We start from the raw sequence: 18,969 nt of genomic DNA, 5'->3' as shown, positions 1-18,969 counted from the left end.
CTGAAAGACAGATAGCAAAAAGCCGGGTTTCCCCGGCTCTTGCGTGTGGCGAGTGCTTACTTGCGCTTCATCGACAGGAAGAACTCGTCGTTGGTCTTGGTCTGCTTGAGCTTGTCGACCAGGAACTCGATGGCGGCGATCTCGTCCATCGGGTGCAGCAGCTTGCGCAGGATCCACATGCGCTGCAGTTCGTCGTCGGCGGTCAGCAACTCTTCGCGACGGGTCCCGGAACGGTTGATGTTGATGGCCGGGAAGACGCGCTTCTCGGCAATGCGACGGTCCAGGGGCAGTTCCATGTTGCCAGTGCCCTTGAACTCTTCGTAGATCACTTCGTCCATCTTCGAGCCGGTTTCGACCAGCGCGGTGGCGATGATGGTCAGCGAACCGCCTTCCTCGATGTTACGCGCAGCACCGAAGAAACGCTTCGGCTTCTCCAGGGCGTGGGCATCGACACCACCGGTCAGAACCTTGCCGGAGCTCGGGATCACGGTGTTGTAGGCGCGGGCCAGACGGGTGATGGAGTCGAGCAGGATGACCACGTCTTTCTTGTGCTCGACCAGGCGCTTGGCCTTCTCGATGACCATTTCGGCCACTTGCACGTGACGGGTCGGTGGCTCGTCGAAGGTGGAGGCGACCACTTCGCCGCGCACGGTGCGCTGCATCTCGGTCACTTCTTCCGGGCGCTCGTCGATCAGCAGGACGATCAGGTGGCACTCGGGGTTATTGCGGGTGATGTTCGCCGCGATGTTCTGCAGCATGATGGTCTTGCCCGCTTTCGGCGGGGCGACGATCAGGCCGCGCTGGCCTTTGCCGATCGGGGCGCAGAGGTCGATCACACGACCGGTGAGGTCTTCGGTGGAGCCGTTGCCGGCTTCCATCTTCAGCCGCTCGTTGGGGAACAGCGGCGTCAGGTTTTCGAACAGGATCTTGTTCTTCGCGTTTTCCGGACGGTCGAAGTTGATGGTATCGACCTTCAGCAGTGCGAAGTAACGCTCGCCCTCTTTCGGTGGCCGGATCTTGCCGACGATGGTGTCGCCGGTGCGCAGGTTGAAACGACGGATCTGGCTTGGCGAGACGTAGATGTCGTCAGGGCCGGCCAGGTAGGAAGAGTCCGCCGAACGCAGGAAGCCGAAACCGTCCTGGAGAATCTCCAGCACGCCGTCACCGGAAATTTCCTCGCCGCTTTTGGCGTGCTTTTTCAGCAGGGAGAAAATCACATCCTGCTTGCGCGAACGGGCCATATTTTCTATGCCCATCTGTTCGGCCATTTCGAGCAGATCGGTAATCGGCTTTTGCTTGAGTTCAGTCAGGTTCATAAGGGGAATGGAGTAATCATGTAAGAAGGGAGAGATTAAGCATCTGGCTTAATGAAGCCGCGCCGCGGGAGGCGAAAGATCGCGTACTGAATTCGAATTGGAATGCGGCGACGGGCGTGCAGGGGGCACTGGAGAATCAGTGCGAGGCCGAATGTAACACCTGCTTTTTCTGGCGTCTAGTCACCAGAAAGAGAAAAGCCCCGACAAATGCGGGGCTTTTTCGAGGCTCAGATATGAGCGTCGAGGAAGGCTTTGAGCTGCGATTTCGACAGCGCGCCAACCTTGGTGGCCTCGACGTTGCCGTTCTTGAACAGCATCAGGGTCGGGATGCCGCGAACGCCATTCTTGGACGGGGTGTCCGGGTTTGCGTCGATGTTCAGCTTGGCGACGATCAGCTTGCCGGCGTATTCCTCGGCGACGTCGTCCAGGACCGGAGCGATCATTTTGCAAGGACCGCACCACTCAGCCCAGTAGTCCAGCAGGACAGGAAGTTCGGCACTCAGTACGTCCGCTTCGAAGGAAGCGTCGCTGACGTGTTTGATAAGATCGCTGCTCATGGAAATCTCCAAGGTCGGAAGCAAAAAACGTCGCCCATCATAGCCGCCCTGTCTGTCGACAGGAAGTCGCAACCGATTGAGTCTGTCTATGATAGTTGATGATTCGGCGTATCGACTGTCACACAAAAGACACATTTCCTACGCGAAACTGCGCCACATCAAGCCCTGGACAGCCCCGCGTTGGCGTGAGCCGACTATCGTGGCAGGATTGCCAGGTTAACGACCGAGAAGCCATTACCATGCCCCAATCCTCCGCCAAGAACCTTTCCCTGATCGCCGCCATCGACCTGGGCTCCAACAGTTTCCACATGGTTGTAGCCAAGGCCCATCACAGCGAGATCCGCATCCTGGAGCGCAACGGCGAGAAGGTTCAACTGGCGGCCGGCATCAACGAGGAGCGCCAGCTCAGCGAAGAATCCATGCAGCGCGGCCTCGACTGCCTGAAGCGGTTCTCCCAGTTGATCAACGGCATGCCACAGGGCTCGGTGCGTATCGTCGGCACCAATGCACTGCGCGAAGCACGCAACCGCGGCGAATTCATTCGCCGCGCCGAAGAAATCCTCGGCCATCCGGTGGAAGTGATTTCCGGCCGCGAAGAGGCCCGCCTCATCTACCTGGGCGTCTCCCACACCCTCGCCGATACCCCGGGCAAGCGCCTGGTGGCCGATATCGGCGGCGGCAGTACCGAATTCATCATCGGCCAGCGCTTCGAGCCGCTGCTGCGCGAGAGCCTGCAGATGGGCTGCGTCAGCTTCACCCAGCGCTATTTCCGCGACGGCAAGATCACCCCGGCACGCTACGCCCAGGCCTACACCGCGGCGCGCCTGGAACTGATGAGCATCGAGACCGCCCTGCACCGCCTGGGCTGGGACGAGGCCATCGGTTCCTCCGGCACCATCCGCGCCATCGGCCTGGCAATCAAGGCCGCCGGTCTGGGCGCTGGCGAAGTCAACGCCGACGGCCTGGCCTGGCTCAAGCGCCGGCTGTTCAAGCTGGGCGAGACTGACAAGATCGACTTCGATGGGGTCAAACCCGACCGCCGGGCCATCTTCCCGGCGGGCCTGGCGATTCTCGAAGCCATCTTCGACGCCCTCGAGCTGCAACGCATGGACCATTGCGACGGCGCCCTGCGCGAAGGCGTGCTGTTCGACCTGCTCGGCCGCCATCACCACGAAGATGTGCGCGAGCGCACCCTGACTTCGCTGATGGAGCGCTACCACGTCGACCAGGGCCAGGCGGCACGGGTCGAGCGCAAGGCGCTGCACGCCTTCGACCAGGTGGCCAAGGCTTGGGATCTCGAGGAGGGGATCTGGCGTGAATTGCTGGGCTGGGCAGCCAAGGTGCATGAAGTGGGCCTGGACATTGCCCACTACCATTACCACAAGCACGGTGCCTACCTGATCGAACACTCCGACCTTGCCGGCTTCTCCCGCGAGGACCAGCAGATGCTGGCCCTGCTGGTGCGCGGCCATCGCCGCAACATTCCCAAGGACAAGTTCGCCGAATTCGGCGACGAAGGCGTGAAGCTGATCCGCCTGTGCGTACTGCTGCGCTTCGCCATCCTGTTCCACCACATCCGCGGCACCCAGCAGATGCCGAAGGTGGAGCTCTACGCCAGCGGCGACAGCCTGGCCGTCGCCTTCCCGGATGGCTGGTTGCAGGAGAACCAGCTGACCCAGGCCGACTTCGACCAGGAGGCCGAGTGGCTGACCCGGGTCGGCTTCATCCTCAGCGTACGATAAGCACCGGGTTGCTCAGGCGCTCCAACAGGGTCGCCTGGGCACTGCGCGGGTTCTGGTTGCCGGTCGGCGTGCTGCGTACGTAGCGGCCGTCCGGTTGCAGGATCCACGCGTGGGTATTGTCGGTCAGGTACCCCTCCAGCTCCTTCTTCACCCGCAGCAGCAATTTCTTGCCTTCCACCGGGAAGCAGGTCTCGACGCGCTTGTCGAGGTTGCGCTCCATCCAGTCGGCACTGGACAGGAAGATCTGCTCGTCGCCGCCATTGAGGAAATAGAAGACCCGGGTGTGCTCCAGGAAGCGGCCAATGATCGAGCGTACCTGGATGTTGTGCGACACCCCGGCGATGCCCGGACGCAGGCAGCACATGCCCCGCACCACGAGGTCGATGCGCACACCGGACTGGCTGGCCTTGTACAGCGCGCGGATGATCTTCGGATCGGTCAGCGAGTTGAACTTGGCGATGATATGCGCCGGCTTGCCCTCCAGGGCAAACTGGGTTTCCCGGGCGATCATGTCGAGCATGCCTTTCTTCAGAGTGAAAGGCGCGTGCAGCAGCTTCTTCATGCGCAGGGTCTTGCCCATGCCGATCAGCTGGCTGAACAGCTTGCCGACGTCCTCGCAGAGGGCGTCGTCGGAAGTCAGCAGGCTGTAGTCGGTGTACAGGCGGGCGTTGCCGGCGTGGTAGTTGCCGGTCCCCAGATGTGCGTAGCGAACAATCTCGCCGGCTTCGCGACGCAGGATCAGCATCATCTTGGCGTGGGTCTTGAAGCCCACCACGCCGTAGATCACCACCGCACCGGCCGCTTGCAGGCGGCTGGCCATGGCCAGGTTGGACTCTTCGTCGAAGCGCGCGCGCAGCTCGATGACCGCAGTGACTTCCTTGCCGTTACGCGCGGCGTCCACCAGCGCATCGACGATTTCCGAGTTGGCACCACTGCGATAGAGGGTCTGGCGCACGGCGAGGACGTGAGGGTCCTTGGCCGCCTGACGCAGCATGTCCACTACCGGGGTGAAAGACTCGAACGGGTGCATCAGCAGGATGTCCTGCTTGCCCACCACGCTGAAAATGTTCTCGCTGTTCTGCAACAGCTTGGGGATCGCCGGGGTGAACGGCGTGTATTGCAGCTCCGGGTGGCTGTCCAGACCGGTGATGCTGAACAGGCGGGTCAGGTTGACCGGACCGTTGACCTGATACAGCTCGCTCTCGCTCAGGCTGAACTGCTTGAGCAGGTAGTCGGAGAGGTGTTTCGGGCAGGTATCGGCGACTTCCAGACGCACCGCGTCACCATAGCGACGGGAGAACAGCTCGCCGCGCAGTGCGCGGGCCAGGTCTTCGACGTCTTCCGAGTCCAGCGCCAGGTCGGCGTTGCGGGTCAGGCGGAACTGGTAGCAGCCCTTGACCTTCATGCCCTGGAACAGGTCGTCGGCGTGGGCATGGATCATCGACGAAAGGAACACGTAGTTGTCGCCAGGACCACCGACGTCCTCCGGCACGCGGATGATCCGCGGCAACAGGCGCGGCGCTGGGATGATCGCCAGACCGGAATCGCGGCCGAAGGCATCGACACCTTCCAGTTCGACGATGAAGTTCAGGCTCTTGTTCACCAGCAGCGGGAACGGGTGGGTCGGGTCGAGGCCGATCGGGGTGATGATCGGGGCGATCTCGTCGCGGAAGAAGCGACGCACCCAGGTCTTGAGCTTGACCGTCCAGTGGCGGCGGCGGATGAAGCGGATCTGGTGTTTTTCCAGCTCCGGCAGCAGCACGTCATTGAGGATGGCGTACTGGCGCTGCACTTCGCTGTGCACCAGATCGCTGATACGCGCCAGCGCCTGGTGCGGCTGCAGGCCGTCGGCGCCGGCCTGCTCACGGGCGAAGGTGATCTGCTTCTTCAGGCCGGCAACACGAATCTCGAAGAACTCGTCCAGGTTGCTGGAGAAGATCAGCAGGAATTTCAGCCGCTCCAGCAAGGGGTAGGACTCATCCAGCGCCTGTTCCAGCACGCGGATGTTGAACTGCAACTGCGACAGCTCGCGATGGATATACAGGCTGCTGTCATCCAGGCCCGGCACGGCGATGGCCGGAGCGGGCGCGACCGCCGGCGCTTCCGCCGCCGGCGCCGGAACCACTTCGGGCTCAGGCGGGGTTTCCAGCATCGGCTCGGGTGCGGCCGGCACTTCCTTGACGTCCTTCACAGCGGCTTCGATCAGTGCTTCGTTATTCATATTGCGTTCCTGAAGGGCGTTACTGCCCTCTCATCAATTGTGCGGCACGTACGGCGAAATACGTGAGGATGCCGTCGGCGCCCGCCCGCTTGAAAGCGGTGAGCGATTCGAGAATGACGCCCTCGGAGAGCCAGCCATTCTGGATTGCTGCCATGTGCATCGCGTATTCGCCACTGACCTGGTAAACGAAGGTCGGTACCTTGAACTCGTCCTTGACCCGCTGAAGGATATCCAGATACGGCATGCCTGGCTTGACCATGACCATATCGGCGCCTTCGGAGAGGTCGGCCGCCACTTCATGCAGCGCCTCGTTGGTGTTGGCCGGATCCATCTGGTACGAGGCCTTGTTAGCCTTGCCCAGATTGAGCGCCGAACCGACCGCGTCGCGGAACGGACCATAATAGGCGCTGGCGTACTTGGCCGAGTAGGCCATGATGCGGACATTCACGTGGCCGGCCAGTTCCAGCGCTTCGCGGATGGCCTGGATGCGACCGTCCATCATGTCCGAAGGGGCCACCACCTGGGCACCGGCGTCGGCATGGGACAGGGCCTGGCGGACCAAAGCGTCGACGGTGATGTCGTTCTGGACATAGCCCTCTTCATCGAGGATGCCGTCCTGGCCATGGGTGGTGAACGGGTCGAGGGCGACGTCGGTGATCACGCCCAGTTCCGGGAAGCGGGCGCGCAGTGCGCGGGTGGCGCGCTGGGCGATACCGTCGGGGTTCCAGGCTTCGGCGCCATCGAGGGATTTCTTTTCCGCCGGGGTCACCGGGAACAGGGCCAGGGCCGGAATGCCCAGGTCGACCCACCCCGCCGCCGCTTCCAGCAGCAGGTCGATGCTCAGGCGCTCGACGCCCGGCATGGAGGCGACTTCCTCGCGGCGGTTTTCACCGTCGAGGACGAAGACTGGCAGGATCAGGTCGTCGACGGTCAGGACATTCTCACGAACCAGGCGACGGGAAAAATCGTCGCGACGGTTGCGACGCAGGCGGGTAGCGGGGAACAGGCGATTGGCAGGGGTAAAGCTCACGGCAGACTCCTGAGCCCGCGCGAACAGGCGGGCGCGACAGTTATAAGCGGCCATTATGACGCTTGTGTGACAGGCGGGGATAACCCTGCGACCTACAGACGCAGGCATTGTCCCCTGTAGGAATTGTTCACGTCGAGACACATTTGGACACTTTCCCAAGAGCGCTCGAAGGGGTAGGCTGCGCGTTCATTTCGCCAGCATCCAGAAAATGCTTCAACAATTCCTGCAAGATTTTGGCTACTTTGCCCTCTTTCTAGGTACGTTCTTTGAAGGCGAGACCATCTTGGTGCTTGCCGGATTCCTGGCGTTCCGCGGATACATGGATATCAATCTGGTAGTGCTGGTGGCCTTCTTCGGCAGCTACGCCGGCGACCAGCTCTGGTACTTCATGGGCCGTCGGCATGGGCGCAAGTTGCTGGCGCGCAAGCCGCGCTGGCAAATGATGGGGGACCGCGCCCTGGAGCACGTACGCCGTCATCCGGATATCTGGGTGCTGAGTTTCCGCTTCGTCTACGGATTGCGCACGGTGATGCCGGTAGCCATCGGACTTTCCGGTTACCCGCCGCGCCGCTATCTCCTGCTCAATGGCATCGGCGCAGCGGTCTGGGCCCTGGCCCTCGGCGCGGCCGCCTATCACTTCGGTGCGATTCTCGAAGGGCTGCTGGGCAACGTGAAGAAGTACGAGCTATGGGTGCTCGGCGGTCTGCTGGTGCTCGGCGGCTGCCTGTGGCTGCGCCGACGCTTCAAGGCCGCGCGCATCGCCCGGCAGGAAGCAGCTGACGTACAGGCCGGCAAGGCTGAGCAAACCGTAGACGAGCAGCACGACCCATCCGAGGGCGGTGACCGGCGCTAAGCCGGTCCAACCCGCCAAAGCGTAGACAGGCAGGCACAGCGCCAGCCTCAGCCATTCCAGGCGCCTGGCCCAGGGGCGGTTCTCCAGGGCCGCCCCCAGCACGAACAAGCCAAACCCCATCACCAGCGCACCGAGCAGCAAGGCCGGCTGCGGCAACTGCGCGCCAGCGTTCATCAAGTAGCTGCCCAACGCCACGTACACGGCGAACTGCAGCACCACGTAGACCTGCCGCGGCCAGGCCAGTGGCACCTCGAACTTACGGAACTGGGCCAGATCCTGCTTGGCCTGTGGATAACGCCGCGCCACATCGTCCGGACGCCAGCCGGTGGGCATGAACCAGATCCGCAACTTGTCCTGCCAGCGTTCCGCGCGACGCGCATCGCTCCACAGCTGAGCATAGAACTGCAGGTTGGCCCACAACGGGTTCCAGCTGGCCAGCGGCGTGGTCACCCCGAAAATCACCGGCTCGGCATCGTCCTCGGGCTGGAAGGTGCCGAACAGGCGGTCCCAGATAATGAACACACCGCCATAGTTGCGATCCAAGTACAGAGGGTTTTGTGCATGGTGAACACGATGATTGGACGGCGTGACGAACAGCCATTCGTACCAGCCCAGCTTGGGGATGTGCCGGGTGTGCACCCAGAACTGGTACAGCAGGTTCAGCGCGCCGACACTGACGAATACCAGCAGCGGCACGCCCAGCACCGCCAGCGGCAGGTAGAAGATCCACGACAGGAGAAAGCCGGTGCTGGTCTGGCGCAGGGCCGTGGAGAGGTTGTAGTCCTCACTCTGGTGATGCACCGAATGCGCGGCCCAGAGGATGTTGCGTTCATGGCCGAAGCGGTGCAGCCAGTAGTAGCAGAAGTCGTAGGCGATGAACGCAGCTACCCATACCCACCAAGCCTCGGCGGGCAACTGGAACAGCGCCAGATGCTCAACGGCAATGGCATAGGTCACCAGACCCACACCTTTGGTCAGCAAACCGAACGTGGTGGACAACACCCCGGCACTCAGGCTGTTCACCGTATCGGCCACGCGATAGTTGCGGGTGCCGCGCCAGCGGTCGGCGAGCAGCTCCACCGCGATCAGCACGAAGAAAAACGGCACGGCATACAAGATGAAGTCCATGGCAGGTCCATTTTCAGGCAATGGATCAAGATTAGGCCGACAATGCTGTTATCCCTATGGCGACAACTGCCAAATTAGACGACATTTAGCGCCTCGAAACGGGAGTAGGAAGCATGACTAAAAAAGTGGCTGTGATTCTGTCAGGCTGCGGCGTCTACGACGGCGCGGAAATCCACGAAAGCGTGATCACCCTGCTGCGCCTCGACCAGCGTGGCGCCCAGGTGCAATGCTTCGCGCCGAACATCGCGCAGATGCACGTGATCAACCACCTGACCGGCGAGGAAATGCCCGAATCGCGCAATGTGCTGGTGGAGTCGGCGCGGATTGCCCGTGGCAACATCAAGGACCTGCGCGAGGCCGACGTCGACGATTTCGACGCGCTGATCGTGCCTGGCGGTTTCGGTGCGGCGAAGAACCTGTCGAGTTTCGCCGTGGATGGTCCGGGGTGCAGCGTGCATCCGGATGTCCTGGCCCTGGCCGAGGCCTTCGCCGAGGCTGGCAAGCCGGTCGGCCTGATCTGCATCTCGCCGGCCCTGGCGGCGAAGATCTACGGACCTGGCGTGGTCTGCACCATCGGCACCGACGCTGACACCAGCGCCGCCATCGTCAAGATGGGCGGTACCCATGAAGAATGCGATGTACACGACATCGTCGAAGATACCCAGCGCAAGCTGGTGAGTACCCCAGCTTACATGCTGGCGCAGTCGATCAGTGAAGCGGCCAGTGGCATCTACAAGCTGGTGGACCGTGTGCTGGAGCTGACGCACGAAGGTGAGTGAATCCTCACCGGCCTCATCGCGGGCAACGCCCGCTCCCACAGGGTCCGGCGGTGCACGCGGTGCTTGTGGGAGCGGGCGTTGCCCGCGATGAGGCCCCCGCAGTCACCACATCACTCCGGGAACTGCTTCACCAGGCGAGTCAGAATCCGATCCAGCGCATTGGCGAACGCCTGCTTGTCCTTGTCCCCATAAGCCGCCTGCCCACCTACGACCTGCCCCTGCTCACGCAGGTCCGTGAACAGATTGCGCACCGCCAGCCGTTCCCCCATGTTGCGCTCGTCGAACTCACGCCCGCGCGGGTCCAGCGCGGCCACGCCCTTCTTGATCAAGCGGTCGGCCAGCGGCACGTCGCTGCAGATCACCAATTCCCCCGGCACCGCGTGCTCCACCAGATAATCATCGGCCGCATCCATCCCGCTGGGCACGACAATCAGCTTCACGAGGGCGAACGGCGGCTTGGCCTGGGGCCCACCGGCCACCATCACCACTTCGAACTGACGCTTTAGGGCGAATTTGACTACCTGATCCCTGGCCATCTTCGGACAGGCATCGGCATCGATCCAGACACGCATGACGGAGTTATCCACAACGACTTGAAACGGGCGGGCAGTATCGCTGCTTGCCCGCCCCGCTTCAAATCAGGACGCCGCCATGCGACGGGAGGCCAGCCAACTGCGCCCGTAGAGCACGACTATGGCCAGCAGTGCTGCCGCCTGGGCGGACAGCGAGTAGAGGTCGGCGTGGATACCCAGCCATTCGAAGTCGAAGAACGGTATCGGATGGGTACCGAAGATCCCGGCTTCCTGCAGCGCCTTGACGCCATGTCCGGCGAACACCACCGACAGCGCACACAACAGCGCCGCGTTGATGCTGAAGAACAGCGACAGCGGCAGCTTGGCCGAGCCGCGCAGGATGATCCAGGCCAGGCCCACCAGCAGCACCACCGCCGTGCCGCCACCGGCCAGCACCGCCTGATGCCCTGCCGGACCGGCCTGCAGCCATAGGGTTTCGTAGAACAGGACCACTTCGAACAGCTCGCGGTACACCGAGAAGAACGCCAGCACAGCGAAGCCGAAGCGACCACCGCCGCCGACCAGGCTGCTCTTGATGTAGTCCTGCCACGCTGCAGCGTGTCGGCGATCGTGCATCCACACGCCCAGCCAGAGCACCATCACGCAGGCGAACAGCGCCGTGCAGCCTTCCAGCAACTCGCGCTGGGCACCGCCGACATCGATCACGTAGGCCGCCAGTGCCCAAGTGCCGAAGCCCGCCAGCAGCGCCAGGCCCCAACCGATATTGACGCTGCGTACTGCCGCCTGCTGGCCGGTGTTACGCAGGAAGGCGAGGATCGCCGCCAGCACCAGAATTGCTTCCAGGCCTTCACGCAGCAGGATCAGCAGGCCGGACAAGAAGCTCAGCGACCAGCTCAGGCCATCGCCACCGAGCAGGCCGGCGCATTCCTTGAGCTTGGCCTTGGCCAGCTCCAGTCTGGCCTGGACCTGCTCCAGCGGCAGGCCGTCCTGCAGCGATTGACGATAAGCCATCAGGGCCTTCTCGGTGTCCTTGCGCACGACGCTGTTGATATTGTCGAGTGAGCTTTCCACCAGTTCGAAGCCCTCCAGGTAAGCGGCCACCGACAGGTCGTAGGCCTGCTCGTGGTCGCCATTGCGGTAGGCGGTCAGGCTCTTGTCGAGAGTGCTGGAGGTGTAGTCGAGCAACTGGCCTGGACCGCGCTTGACCTGCGGTGGCTTGGCTCGCTGGGCGCGGAATGTCGCCAGGGCATCGGGGCCTTGGCTGGCTTCGATCTCAGCCGGTGTCTGGCGGGCCAGGTCGCCGAGGCTGAAGGTCTTGTCGCTGGCGGCCTTGGCCGGGTCGGCGGTGAAGCTGGCGATGTAGGAGGCCAGGTCCCAGCGCTGACGCTCGTCGAGCTGATCGGCGAAAGACGGCATATCGGTGCCCTCGATGCCCAGTCCGAGGGTGTTGTAGAGATCGTAGAGGCTCAGTCGATCGAGCCGCGCGGCGTCACGCAGGTTGCTCGGGGCGGGCTCCAGGCCAACACCCGCCGGACCGTCGCCGGCACCGCTGTCCCCGTGGCAGACCGAGCAATGCTGGGCGTACAGCGGCGCACCACGCGTGGGTTCGGGAGTGATCAAAGGCGCCAGGGCGACCTCGTAGGCCAGCGCCAGCTCGGCACCCAACTGCCGCGCCTGGCGGCCCACGGAGACGCCGTCTTCCCGCGCATCGATGGCCTGGCGCAATTGCGTGACGCCCTCTTCCAGCGCCTTGCGTTGCGGACGTTCGGGCAACCCGGCGAGCATGCTCTGGAGGGTACCGACGAACTCCAGTTGCTCGCGGTACTCGGCGTCATCGACCACCTTGCCCGACTCAACGGTCGCCGGGTAATCGGCACCGATGTAATCCAACAGGTGCAGGGCCTTCGCCGCCCCCTCGACAGGTTCGGCCAGTGCCACGGCACTGCCAAGGGCCAGCACTGGCCACAACAGCCAGGCGATCACGCGGGAGGGGGAAATCATGGGACAGTCTCGGACGTCGTCGATGAGGCGAATATTGTTCACCGCCGTCCAGGAAGGCTCAAGGCGAATCGTAAAAATTAGCAACAATTTCATTAATTGCCACTTTCATCACGGTGAAAAATACCGTTCGTCCGGCACTTCGGAGATAATGGCACCCCTGATGGCACTCACTGGTTGTAACAACTCGGCGCGCCTGGCTCGCAGGGAAATCGCGCCTAATACGTCACGCCCTTCGATATAGCCATTCGGAATTATTGAAAGACAAATAATAACTTTTCAGACATATCGATCCGAAAAGACTCCGCCAACACTCAGGGAAGAAGTAATGAAATCCCGCGTCCTTACGCTTGCCACACTGTTCGTGGCCACCCAACTGACCGGCTGCGCAGTCTTCCGCAGCTACGACACTGAACTCAAGGAAACCAACCAGCACCTGAGCGCCGGCAATGTTGACGCCGCCCTCGCCGTGCTGGAGAAGAACAACAAGGGCGAGGACAAGGACCTGCTCTACTGGTTCGAGAAAGGTGAACTGCTGCGTTCCAAGGGTGACCTGGCCGGCAGCCAGAACGCCTGGCGCGAGGCCGACGGCCTGGTGTTCAAGTGGGAAGAGTCGGTCAAGCTCGACACCGAGAAGTACCTGAGCCAGTTCGGCAGCTACCTGGTCAACGACAAGGTGCGCCGTTACGAAGGCTACGACTACGAAAAGGTCATGCTGACCACGCAGATGGCCCTCAACCTGCTGGCACAGAACGACTTCGACGGCGCCCGCACCGAGATCAAGAAGACCCACGAGCGCGAGGCGGTGATCGCCGAGCTGCGCGACAAGGAATACCTCAAGCGCGAAGAGGAAGCCGAGAAGGACGGCGTCAAGACCGAGTACAAGGACCTCAAGGGCTACCCGGTCGCCGCCCTCGACGCGCCGGAAGTGATCAACCTGAAGAACAGCTACCAGAGCGCCTTCAGCCACTACCTGTCCGGCTACGTTTATGAGGCCCTTGGCGAACAGGGCCTGGCCGCGCCGGGCTACCGCAAGGCCGCCGAACTGCTGCCCAATACCCCGCTGCTGGAACAGGCCCTGCTCGACCTGGACAAGAGCGCCGGCAAGCGCGACGACAAGGACAGCGACGTGCTGATCGTGGTACAGAGCGGCCTGGCCCCGGCCCGCGACTCGGTACGTATCCCGCTGCCACTGATGATCAGCGGCAACCTGGTGATCACCCCGCTGTCGTTCCCGATCATGCGCGAGGACACCTCCACCGCCACCGTCGGGCAGATCAACCTGGACGACAAGGCCCTGAGCCTGACCACCCTCAACAGCACCTCCGCCATGTCACGACGCGCCCTGCGCGACGACATGCCGGGCATCATCCTGCGCACCACCGTGCGCGCCGTCACCCGCGGCGTGGCGCAAAAGCAGATCAACGACGTCAACCCGATGGCCGGCCTGGTCATGGGCATCGCCTCGGCGGTCACCGAAGGCGCCGACACCCGCACCTGGCGCACCCTGCCCAACGAAACCCGGGTTACCCGCGTGCGCCTGAGCCAGGGCGAGCACCAACTGAGCCTGCCGTCCGGCCTGGGTGGCAGCAAGGTCACGGTGAAGGTCGACCGTCCCTACCAGGTCGTCGCCCTGCGTGTGGTCGGCAACCAGGTCTACACCGCCGGCCAGGCCACCCATGTCGTCACTCCCACCGCGCCGGCCGCCGCCGTCGCCAGCCTCAAGTAAACGAAGGACTCGTCATGCGTTTCAAACTCACCCTCGCCCTTGCCGCCGCGCTTCTGGCCGGCTGCGCCACCCCGCCGCCACCGGCTCCCGGCAGCGCCGCCAGCAAGGTGGTAGTCATGGGCAAGCTGAAGAACATCGAGACCGGGCCGATGCGGGTCGCCCGCGAGAACGGCTTTCTCACCGTCAAGGTGGCGCTGAATAACACCAGCGGCAGTAACAAGACCCTGCTCTACCGCTTCGCCTGGCTGGGCAACGACGGTTTCCCGGTGGCCGATGAAGAGGGCTGGAAAGCTCTGAGCCTGTACGGCTCGCAATCCACCGTGCTGCCGGCCATTGCCCCGGTGCCGCAAGCCACCGACTTCCGTCTCGAAGTCCAGTCTCAGTAATTTTTTCCGGAGTTTTCCATGAAGTTCGTTCAGATTTCCCTGCTCGCCACCGTCGTTGCCCTGGCCAGCGGCTGCTCCTCCCCGTCGCCCGTGCTGGGTGGCAAGAACATCAGCTACGGCGACACCAAGGCCGTCGAGCTGGTGACCAACGAGTTCGGCTCCACCGACCTGCAGATGATCGCCGAGAGCATGACCCGCTCTCTGGCCCAGTCCGGCGTCCTGCAGGGTCGTCCGGTGGTGCAGGTGTACGACGTGAAGAACAAGACCAGCGAGTACATCGATACCCGCGAGATCACTACCTCGATCAAGACCCAACTGATGAAGTCCGGCACCGCCCGCTTCGCCAGCGACAACAACCAGATGGACAGCCAGGTCGACCAGCTCAAGCTGCAGAACCAGAGCGGCCTGTACAAGAAGAACACCATCGCCAAGACCGGCAACATGATCGCCGCCAAGTACCGCCTGGAAGGCTCGATCAGCTCGATCGTCAAGCGCAGCAGCGACTACAAGGACGTGTTCTACAAGTTCAGCCTGCAACTGGTCGACGTCGAAAGCGGCCTGGCCGAATGGATGGACGAAAAAGAAATCCGCAAGACCACGGAGCGTTAAGCGATGCGCGCATGGATGGGTATTCTCGGCCTGGCCTGCGCCTTCGGCGTGCAGGCGGCCCCCAAGGTGGCGGTCACCGATCTGGCCTACCAGGAGCGTGTGGAGCAGTACATCCACATCGTGTCGGCGCAGAACAATTCGTCGGCGAGCATGTACCACGCCAACAGTTCGTCCAGCTACAACGAGTTCGAGAGCAGCGAGAGCTACATCGAGCAGACCGAACTGCGCAAATTCAGTGGTGACATCAAGGGCGAGATCCTCAAGTCCGGGATGTTCCAGCTGGTGCAAGGCAAGCCGTACATCACCAATGCCAAGACCGATGTCTACGACATCATCAAGCGAATCAAGGCCGGCGACTTCAAAGGCGCCGACTACGTGCTGTTCGGTACCCTGTCGGACATCGACTTCCAGCAGGACGTCAATGCCATCGACAACACCAATGCCTACTCGGCGGTGCTGGGCCTGAGCCTGGTGGCGGACTTCAGCCTGATCAACACCCGTACCTATGAAATCACCTCGGCGTTCACTGCCATGGGTGAAGGGCAGGACACCAAGCTGGTGAAGAGTCGGGACCTGAAGATCAGCCTGAACCGGCCGCGGGTGGTGCGGGAAGTGTCGAAGGAGCTGGGGATGGATGTGGCCCGGCAGATGGCCGAGCAACTGGGTGGTTCGGTGCCTGGTCAGGGGCACTATGCTCCGAGGAACAACCTGCCGCCGGATGAGCCAGCGAAGATCCTGCGCTGAAATGTGGCCCCTGTGGGAGCGGGTTCACCCGCGATTGCAATAGTGAGCTCACTACCGTAATCGCGGGTGAACCCGCTCCCACAGGGTACGCGGCGCTCTTAGACCGGCGCCCGCCGGATGGTGGCCAACAAGGTCGCCGCTCCGATGAACAACCCCGCGAACGTACGGTTCATCCGCTTTTGCTGCTTCGGCGTGCGCAGCAGGCGCAGCACTTTCGACGCCAGGCCCGTATAGCCCGCCATCACCAGCAGGTCCACGCTGACCATCGTCACGGTAATCGCCAGGTACTGTGGCAGCAGCGCTTCATGGGGATTGATGAACTGCGGCAGCACCGCCAGCATGAACACCAGCGCCTTGGGGTTGCTGACGTTCACCAGGAACCCGCGGAATACCAGGCTCAGCGGTTTGCCGATCGGTCGCACCGCCGAATCGTCGGACAGGTCCGCCGGCAGAGCCCGCCATTGCTTGACCGCGAGATAGACCAGGTAGGCCACGCCGAACCACTTGATCACGTGGAAGGCGGTAGCGGACGCTGCCAATACCGCGCCAACACCCGCAGCGATGATCGCGATCTGCAGGATCAGGCCCAGTTGCAGGCCCAGGGCGTTCCAGTAGCCACGCCAGAATCCGTACTGCAGGCCGCAGGACATCGAGGCAATGGCCCCGGCACCCGGCGACAGACTGATGACCCAACAGGCCGCAAAAAAGGCCAACCACGTTTCCAGCGACATCTCACACCTCGGCCAGGAATCTTCTTCAAGACCTCAACGCTAATCCGCCTGCAAGAAAATCACCACGAAATTTTTCAGGTGTCGATCAGGTGTCGCTGGATTTGCCCTCGCTGATCACCGGCAGCACATCACTGCCACGCCAGCGGCGCACGGATTTCTGGAAGAACTGGCTGTTTGGCACCTGCACCAGTGCACCACCGGTCTCAGGCATTTCCACCAAGGTGGTGAACAGCAGGTTGATGGCGGTGACACGCCCCTTGATGCCGGGCTTGTCGGTGGTGTCGACCAGCTCTACCACGTCACCGATGCGGAACGGCCCGACGGTAAAGATCAGTACTGCGCAGAGCAGGTTGGAGAGCACGCTCCAGATGGCGAAGAAAGCCACCGCCGCCACGGCGACGAAGCCCGACAGCGCGGTCCACAACACCGTGGCAGAAACCCCGAGGCGTTCCAGCACGAACAGCAGCGCGCTGCCCATGATCAGCCAGCGCAGGCCGCCGCGCAGCGGCATCATCAGTTGCGGCGGCAACGGGTAGCGCTCGCTGAGGCTGTGCAGGCTGCGCGCCACGAGGCGTTGCAGGAAGAAGGCCACCACCAGAATAAGCAGGATCTGCAAACCCATCCAGAAGGGTCCGATCAACTCCGCTGGCAGCATCTGCCGCAACGACTCCATCAGGACAATGCCTCCAGCTCCGCCTGCATGTTCTCCAGCACTTCGAGGGCGCCCATCCAGGCTTCCTCCAGCTCCGCCTCACGCCCCTTGAGCTGGGCCTGTCGAGCCAGCAGATCACGCAGCTCGTCCTTGCGTCCCGCCTCGTAGACGCCACTGTCGCCGAGGCTGGCCTCGACCTTGGCGAGGTCTTCATGGAGTTTGTTCAGGTCGGCCTCGAGCTTGTCGGCCTGGCGCTTGTGCGGCGCCAGTTGCTGGCGCAGGGCCGCGGCGGCCTGGCGCTGGGCCTTCTTGTCGGTCTTGTCCGGGTTGACCGGCGTGTTGCTGACCGGCGCATTGCGCTGACGGTACTCCACCAGCCAGCGCGCGTAGTCGTCGAGGTCGCCGTCGAACGCCTCCATCTTGCCATCGGCCACCAGGAGGAATTCATCGGTGGTGCTCTTGAGCAGGTGACGATCGTGGGAAACCACCACCACGGCGCCGCTGAATTCCTGCAAGGCCATGGTCAGCGCCAAGCGCATTTCCAGGTCCAGGTGGTTGGTCGGTTCGTCGAGCAGCAGCAGGTTCGGCCGTTCCCAGGCGATCAGCGCCAGGGCCAGGCGGGCCTTTTCGCCACCGGAGAAATTCAGTACCGGCTCATCGCAACGATCACCGCGGAAGTCGAAGCCGCCGAGGAAGTCGCGCAGGGTCTGCTCACGCTCGGTCGGGGCCAGGCGTTGCAGGTGCAGCAGCGGGCTGGCCTTGCTGTCCAGCGAATCGAGCTGATGCTGGGCGAAGTAGCCGACCGAGGTGTTCTCGCCACGGACCAGACGTCCAGCCAGCGGTTGCAGTTCGCCGGAGAGGTTCTTGATCAGGGTCGACTTGCCGGCGCCGTTGGGGCCGAGCAAGCCGATCCGCGCGCCCGGCGTCAGTTGCAGCTTGACCTTCTCCAGCACGGTCTTGTCACCGTAGCCCAGACGGGCTTCGGACAGGTCGAGCAACGGGCTGGAGATCTTCTGCGATTCACGGAAGACAAAGTCGAACGGCGAATCGACATGGGCCGCGGTCAGCTCTTCCATGCGTTCCAGAGCCTTGATCCGGCTCTGTGCCTGACGGGCCTTGGTGGCCTGGGCCTTGAAGCGGGCGATGTACTTTTCCATGTGCGCGCGCTGGGCCTGCTGCTTCTCATAGGCCTGTTGCTGCTGCGCCAGGCGCTCGGCCCGGGCACGCTCGAACGCGGTGTAGCCGCCGCGGTAGAGGGTCAGCTTGCACTGCTCGACATGGGCGATGTGGTCGACCACGGCATCGAGGAAGTCACGGTCGTGGGAAATCAGCAGCAAGGTGCCGGGATAGCCTTTGAGCCAGTCTTCCAGCCAGAGGATCGCGTCGAGGTCGAGGTGGTTGGTCGGTTCGTCGAGCAGCAGCAGGTCGGACGGGCACATCAGTGCCTGCGCCAGATTAAGGCGCATCCGCCAGCCACCGGAGAAGTCACCGACGCGGCGGTCCATCTGCTCGTTGCTGAAACCCAGGCCAGCCAACAGCTTGCGCGCGCGGGCGTCAGCCGTGTATCCGTCGGCGCTGTCGAGCTCGATGTGCAGGCGGGCCAGGGCAGCATTGTCGTGGGCGGCTTCGGCGGCGGCAAGATCAGCCTGGACCTGGCGCAAGCGCAGGTCGCCATCGAGCACATAGTCCACGGCAAGGCGATCGAGGGTATCGACCTCCTGGCGCATATGGGCAATGCGCCAATCGCCGGGCAACTGGCAGTCACCCGAGTCCGGAGTGAGCTCGCCGCGCAGCAGGGCGAAGAGGCTGGATTTCCCGGCGCCGTTGGCGCCGATCAAGCCGGCTTTCTGGCCGGCGTGCAGGGTCAGCTCGGCGCCTTCTAGCAGGCGTTGCGGACCACGCTGTAAAGTGAGGTTCGAAAGTCTGATCATAATGGCCGCGGAGTCTACCAGCTTCGATGG

At 62.9% G+C, this 18,969-nt stretch carries 16 protein-coding genes and 1 pseudogene; 7 read left to right on the top strand and 10 right to left on the bottom strand.

Translation table 11 applies throughout. The annotated features are described in order from the left end of the window. Positions 1–56 precede the first annotated feature (56 nt). Both rho and trxA read right to left on the bottom strand, forming a co-directional pair. The gene (gene rho / locus AC5QPF_RS01500) at positions 57–1,316 is read right to left on the bottom strand and encodes a transcription termination factor Rho (RefSeq protein WP_009395654.1); all 1,260 of its coding nucleotides are present in this window, start codon (positions 1,314–1,316) and stop codon (positions 57–59) included. Between the two features lie 227 nt (positions 1,317–1,543). Further along, positions 1,544–1,873: a thioredoxin TrxA gene (gene trxA / locus AC5QPF_RS01495; protein WP_494961708.1), complete on the bottom strand. Its 330-nt coding sequence runs from the start codon at positions 1,871–1,873 to the stop codon at positions 1,544–1,546. A 239-nt stretch (positions 1,874–2,112) separates the two neighbouring features. On the opposite strand from trxA, the gene ppx reads away from it, so the two are divergent. Further along, positions 2,113–3,615: an exopolyphosphatase gene (gene ppx, locus AC5QPF_RS01490; protein WP_494961707.1), complete on the top strand. Its 1,503-nt coding sequence runs from the start codon at positions 2,113–2,115 to the stop codon at positions 3,613–3,615. On the opposite strand, the gene ppk1 is transcribed toward ppx, so the two are convergent. Continuing rightward, positions 3,602–5,836: a polyphosphate kinase 1 gene (ppk1, locus tag AC5QPF_RS01485; RefSeq protein WP_494961706.1), complete on the bottom strand. Its 2,235-nt coding sequence runs from the start codon at positions 5,834–5,836 to the stop codon at positions 3,602–3,604. The two genes, ppx and ppk1, sit on opposite strands and share 14 nt — an antisense overlap. Positions 5,837–5,855: 19 nt before the next feature. Then, positions 5,856–6,866, bottom strand: coding sequence for a porphobilinogen synthase (gene hemB / locus AC5QPF_RS01480; protein WP_494961705.1), 1,011 nt, complete (start codon positions 6,864–6,866; stop codon positions 5,856–5,858). A gap of 208 nt (positions 6,867–7,074) precedes the next feature. On the opposite strand from hemB, the gene AC5QPF_RS01475 reads away from it, so the two are divergent. After that, the gene (locus tag AC5QPF_RS01475) at positions 7,075–7,719 is read left to right on the top strand and encodes a VTT domain-containing protein (RefSeq protein WP_494961704.1); all 645 of its coding nucleotides are present in this window, start codon (positions 7,075–7,077) and stop codon (positions 7,717–7,719) included. A gap of 75 nt (positions 7,720–7,794) precedes the next feature. Here AC5QPF_RS01475 and AC5QPF_RS01470 read toward each other — a convergent pair. Further along, positions 7,795–8,847: pseudogene (locus AC5QPF_RS01470) on the bottom strand (sterol desaturase family protein); the annotation flags it as partial. Positions 8,848–8,960: 113 nt separating this feature from the next. Here AC5QPF_RS01470 and elbB point away from each other — a divergent pair. Beyond that, the gene (elbB, locus tag AC5QPF_RS01465) at positions 8,961–9,626 is read left to right on the top strand and encodes an isoprenoid biosynthesis glyoxalase ElbB (protein ID WP_494961703.1); all 666 of its coding nucleotides are present in this window, start codon (positions 8,961–8,963) and stop codon (positions 9,624–9,626) included. A gap of 110 nt (positions 9,627–9,736) precedes the next feature. Here the strand turns inward: elbB and AC5QPF_RS01460 are convergent, their stop codons facing one another. Together AC5QPF_RS01460 and AC5QPF_RS01455 are read right to left on the bottom strand one after the other, a co-directional pair. Further along, positions 9,737–10,198: a YaiI/YqxD family protein gene (locus AC5QPF_RS01460; RefSeq protein ID WP_494961702.1), complete on the bottom strand. Its 462-nt coding sequence runs from the start codon at positions 10,196–10,198 to the stop codon at positions 9,737–9,739. Positions 10,199–10,264: 66 nt separating this feature from the next. Further along, complete coding sequence (locus tag AC5QPF_RS01455) at positions 10,265–12,160, bottom strand: FTR1 family protein (protein WP_494961701.1); 1,896 nt, start codon at positions 12,158–12,160, stop codon at positions 10,265–10,267. 325 nt (positions 12,161–12,485) lie between these two features. Between AC5QPF_RS01455 and AC5QPF_RS01450 the strand changes: the two genes are divergently transcribed. From AC5QPF_RS01450 to AC5QPF_RS01435, 4 genes are read left to right on the top strand one after another with little or no spacing between them, the layout of a single operon-like run. Continuing rightward, on the top strand, positions 12,486–13,886 hold the full coding sequence (locus AC5QPF_RS01450) for a COG3014 family protein (RefSeq protein ID WP_494961700.1): 1,401 nt from the start codon (positions 12,486–12,488) through the stop codon (positions 13,884–13,886). A gap of 14 nt (positions 13,887–13,900) precedes the next feature. Continuing rightward, on the top strand, positions 13,901–14,272 hold the full coding sequence (locus AC5QPF_RS01445) for a YcfL family putative periplasmic lipoprotein (protein WP_330073725.1): 372 nt from the start codon (positions 13,901–13,903) through the stop codon (positions 14,270–14,272). A gap of 18 nt (positions 14,273–14,290) precedes the next feature. Next, the gene (lpoB, locus tag AC5QPF_RS01440) at positions 14,291–14,881 is read left to right on the top strand and encodes a penicillin-binding protein activator LpoB (protein ID WP_494961699.1); all 591 of its coding nucleotides are present in this window, start codon (positions 14,291–14,293) and stop codon (positions 14,879–14,881) included. Positions 14,882–14,884: 3 nt separating this feature from the next. Next, a complete protein-coding gene (locus AC5QPF_RS01435; protein WP_494961698.1) occupies positions 14,885–15,625 on the top strand; it encodes a penicillin-binding protein activator LpoB in 741 nt (246 codons plus the stop codon). 98 nt (positions 15,626–15,723) lie between these two features. Here the strand turns inward: AC5QPF_RS01435 and AC5QPF_RS01430 are convergent, their stop codons facing one another. The 3 genes from AC5QPF_RS01430 to AC5QPF_RS01420 all read right to left on the bottom strand — a co-directional run bounded on the left by AC5QPF_RS01430 (position 15,724) and on the right by AC5QPF_RS01420 (position 18,939). After that, positions 15,724–16,356: a LysE family transporter gene (locus tag AC5QPF_RS01430; protein WP_494961697.1), complete on the bottom strand. Its 633-nt coding sequence runs from the start codon at positions 16,354–16,356 to the stop codon at positions 15,724–15,726. Positions 16,357–16,441: 85 nt separating this feature from the next. After that, on the bottom strand, positions 16,442–17,029 hold the full coding sequence (locus AC5QPF_RS01425) for a mechanosensitive ion channel domain-containing protein (protein WP_494961696.1): 588 nt from the start codon (positions 17,027–17,029) through the stop codon (positions 16,442–16,444). Beyond that, complete coding sequence (locus AC5QPF_RS01420) at positions 17,029–18,939, bottom strand: ATP-binding cassette domain-containing protein (protein ID WP_494961695.1); 1,911 nt, start codon at positions 18,937–18,939, stop codon at positions 17,029–17,031. The genes AC5QPF_RS01425 and AC5QPF_RS01420 overlap by 1 nt, the downstream gene beginning before the upstream one ends. Between the last annotated feature and the right edge of the window lie 30 nt (positions 18,940–18,969).

It is taken from the genome of Pseudomonas sp. Con_6, assembly GCF_059379395.1.
The sequence above is the reverse complement of the archived record's forward strand: the minus strand, read 5'-3'. Positions and strand labels throughout refer to the sequence as shown.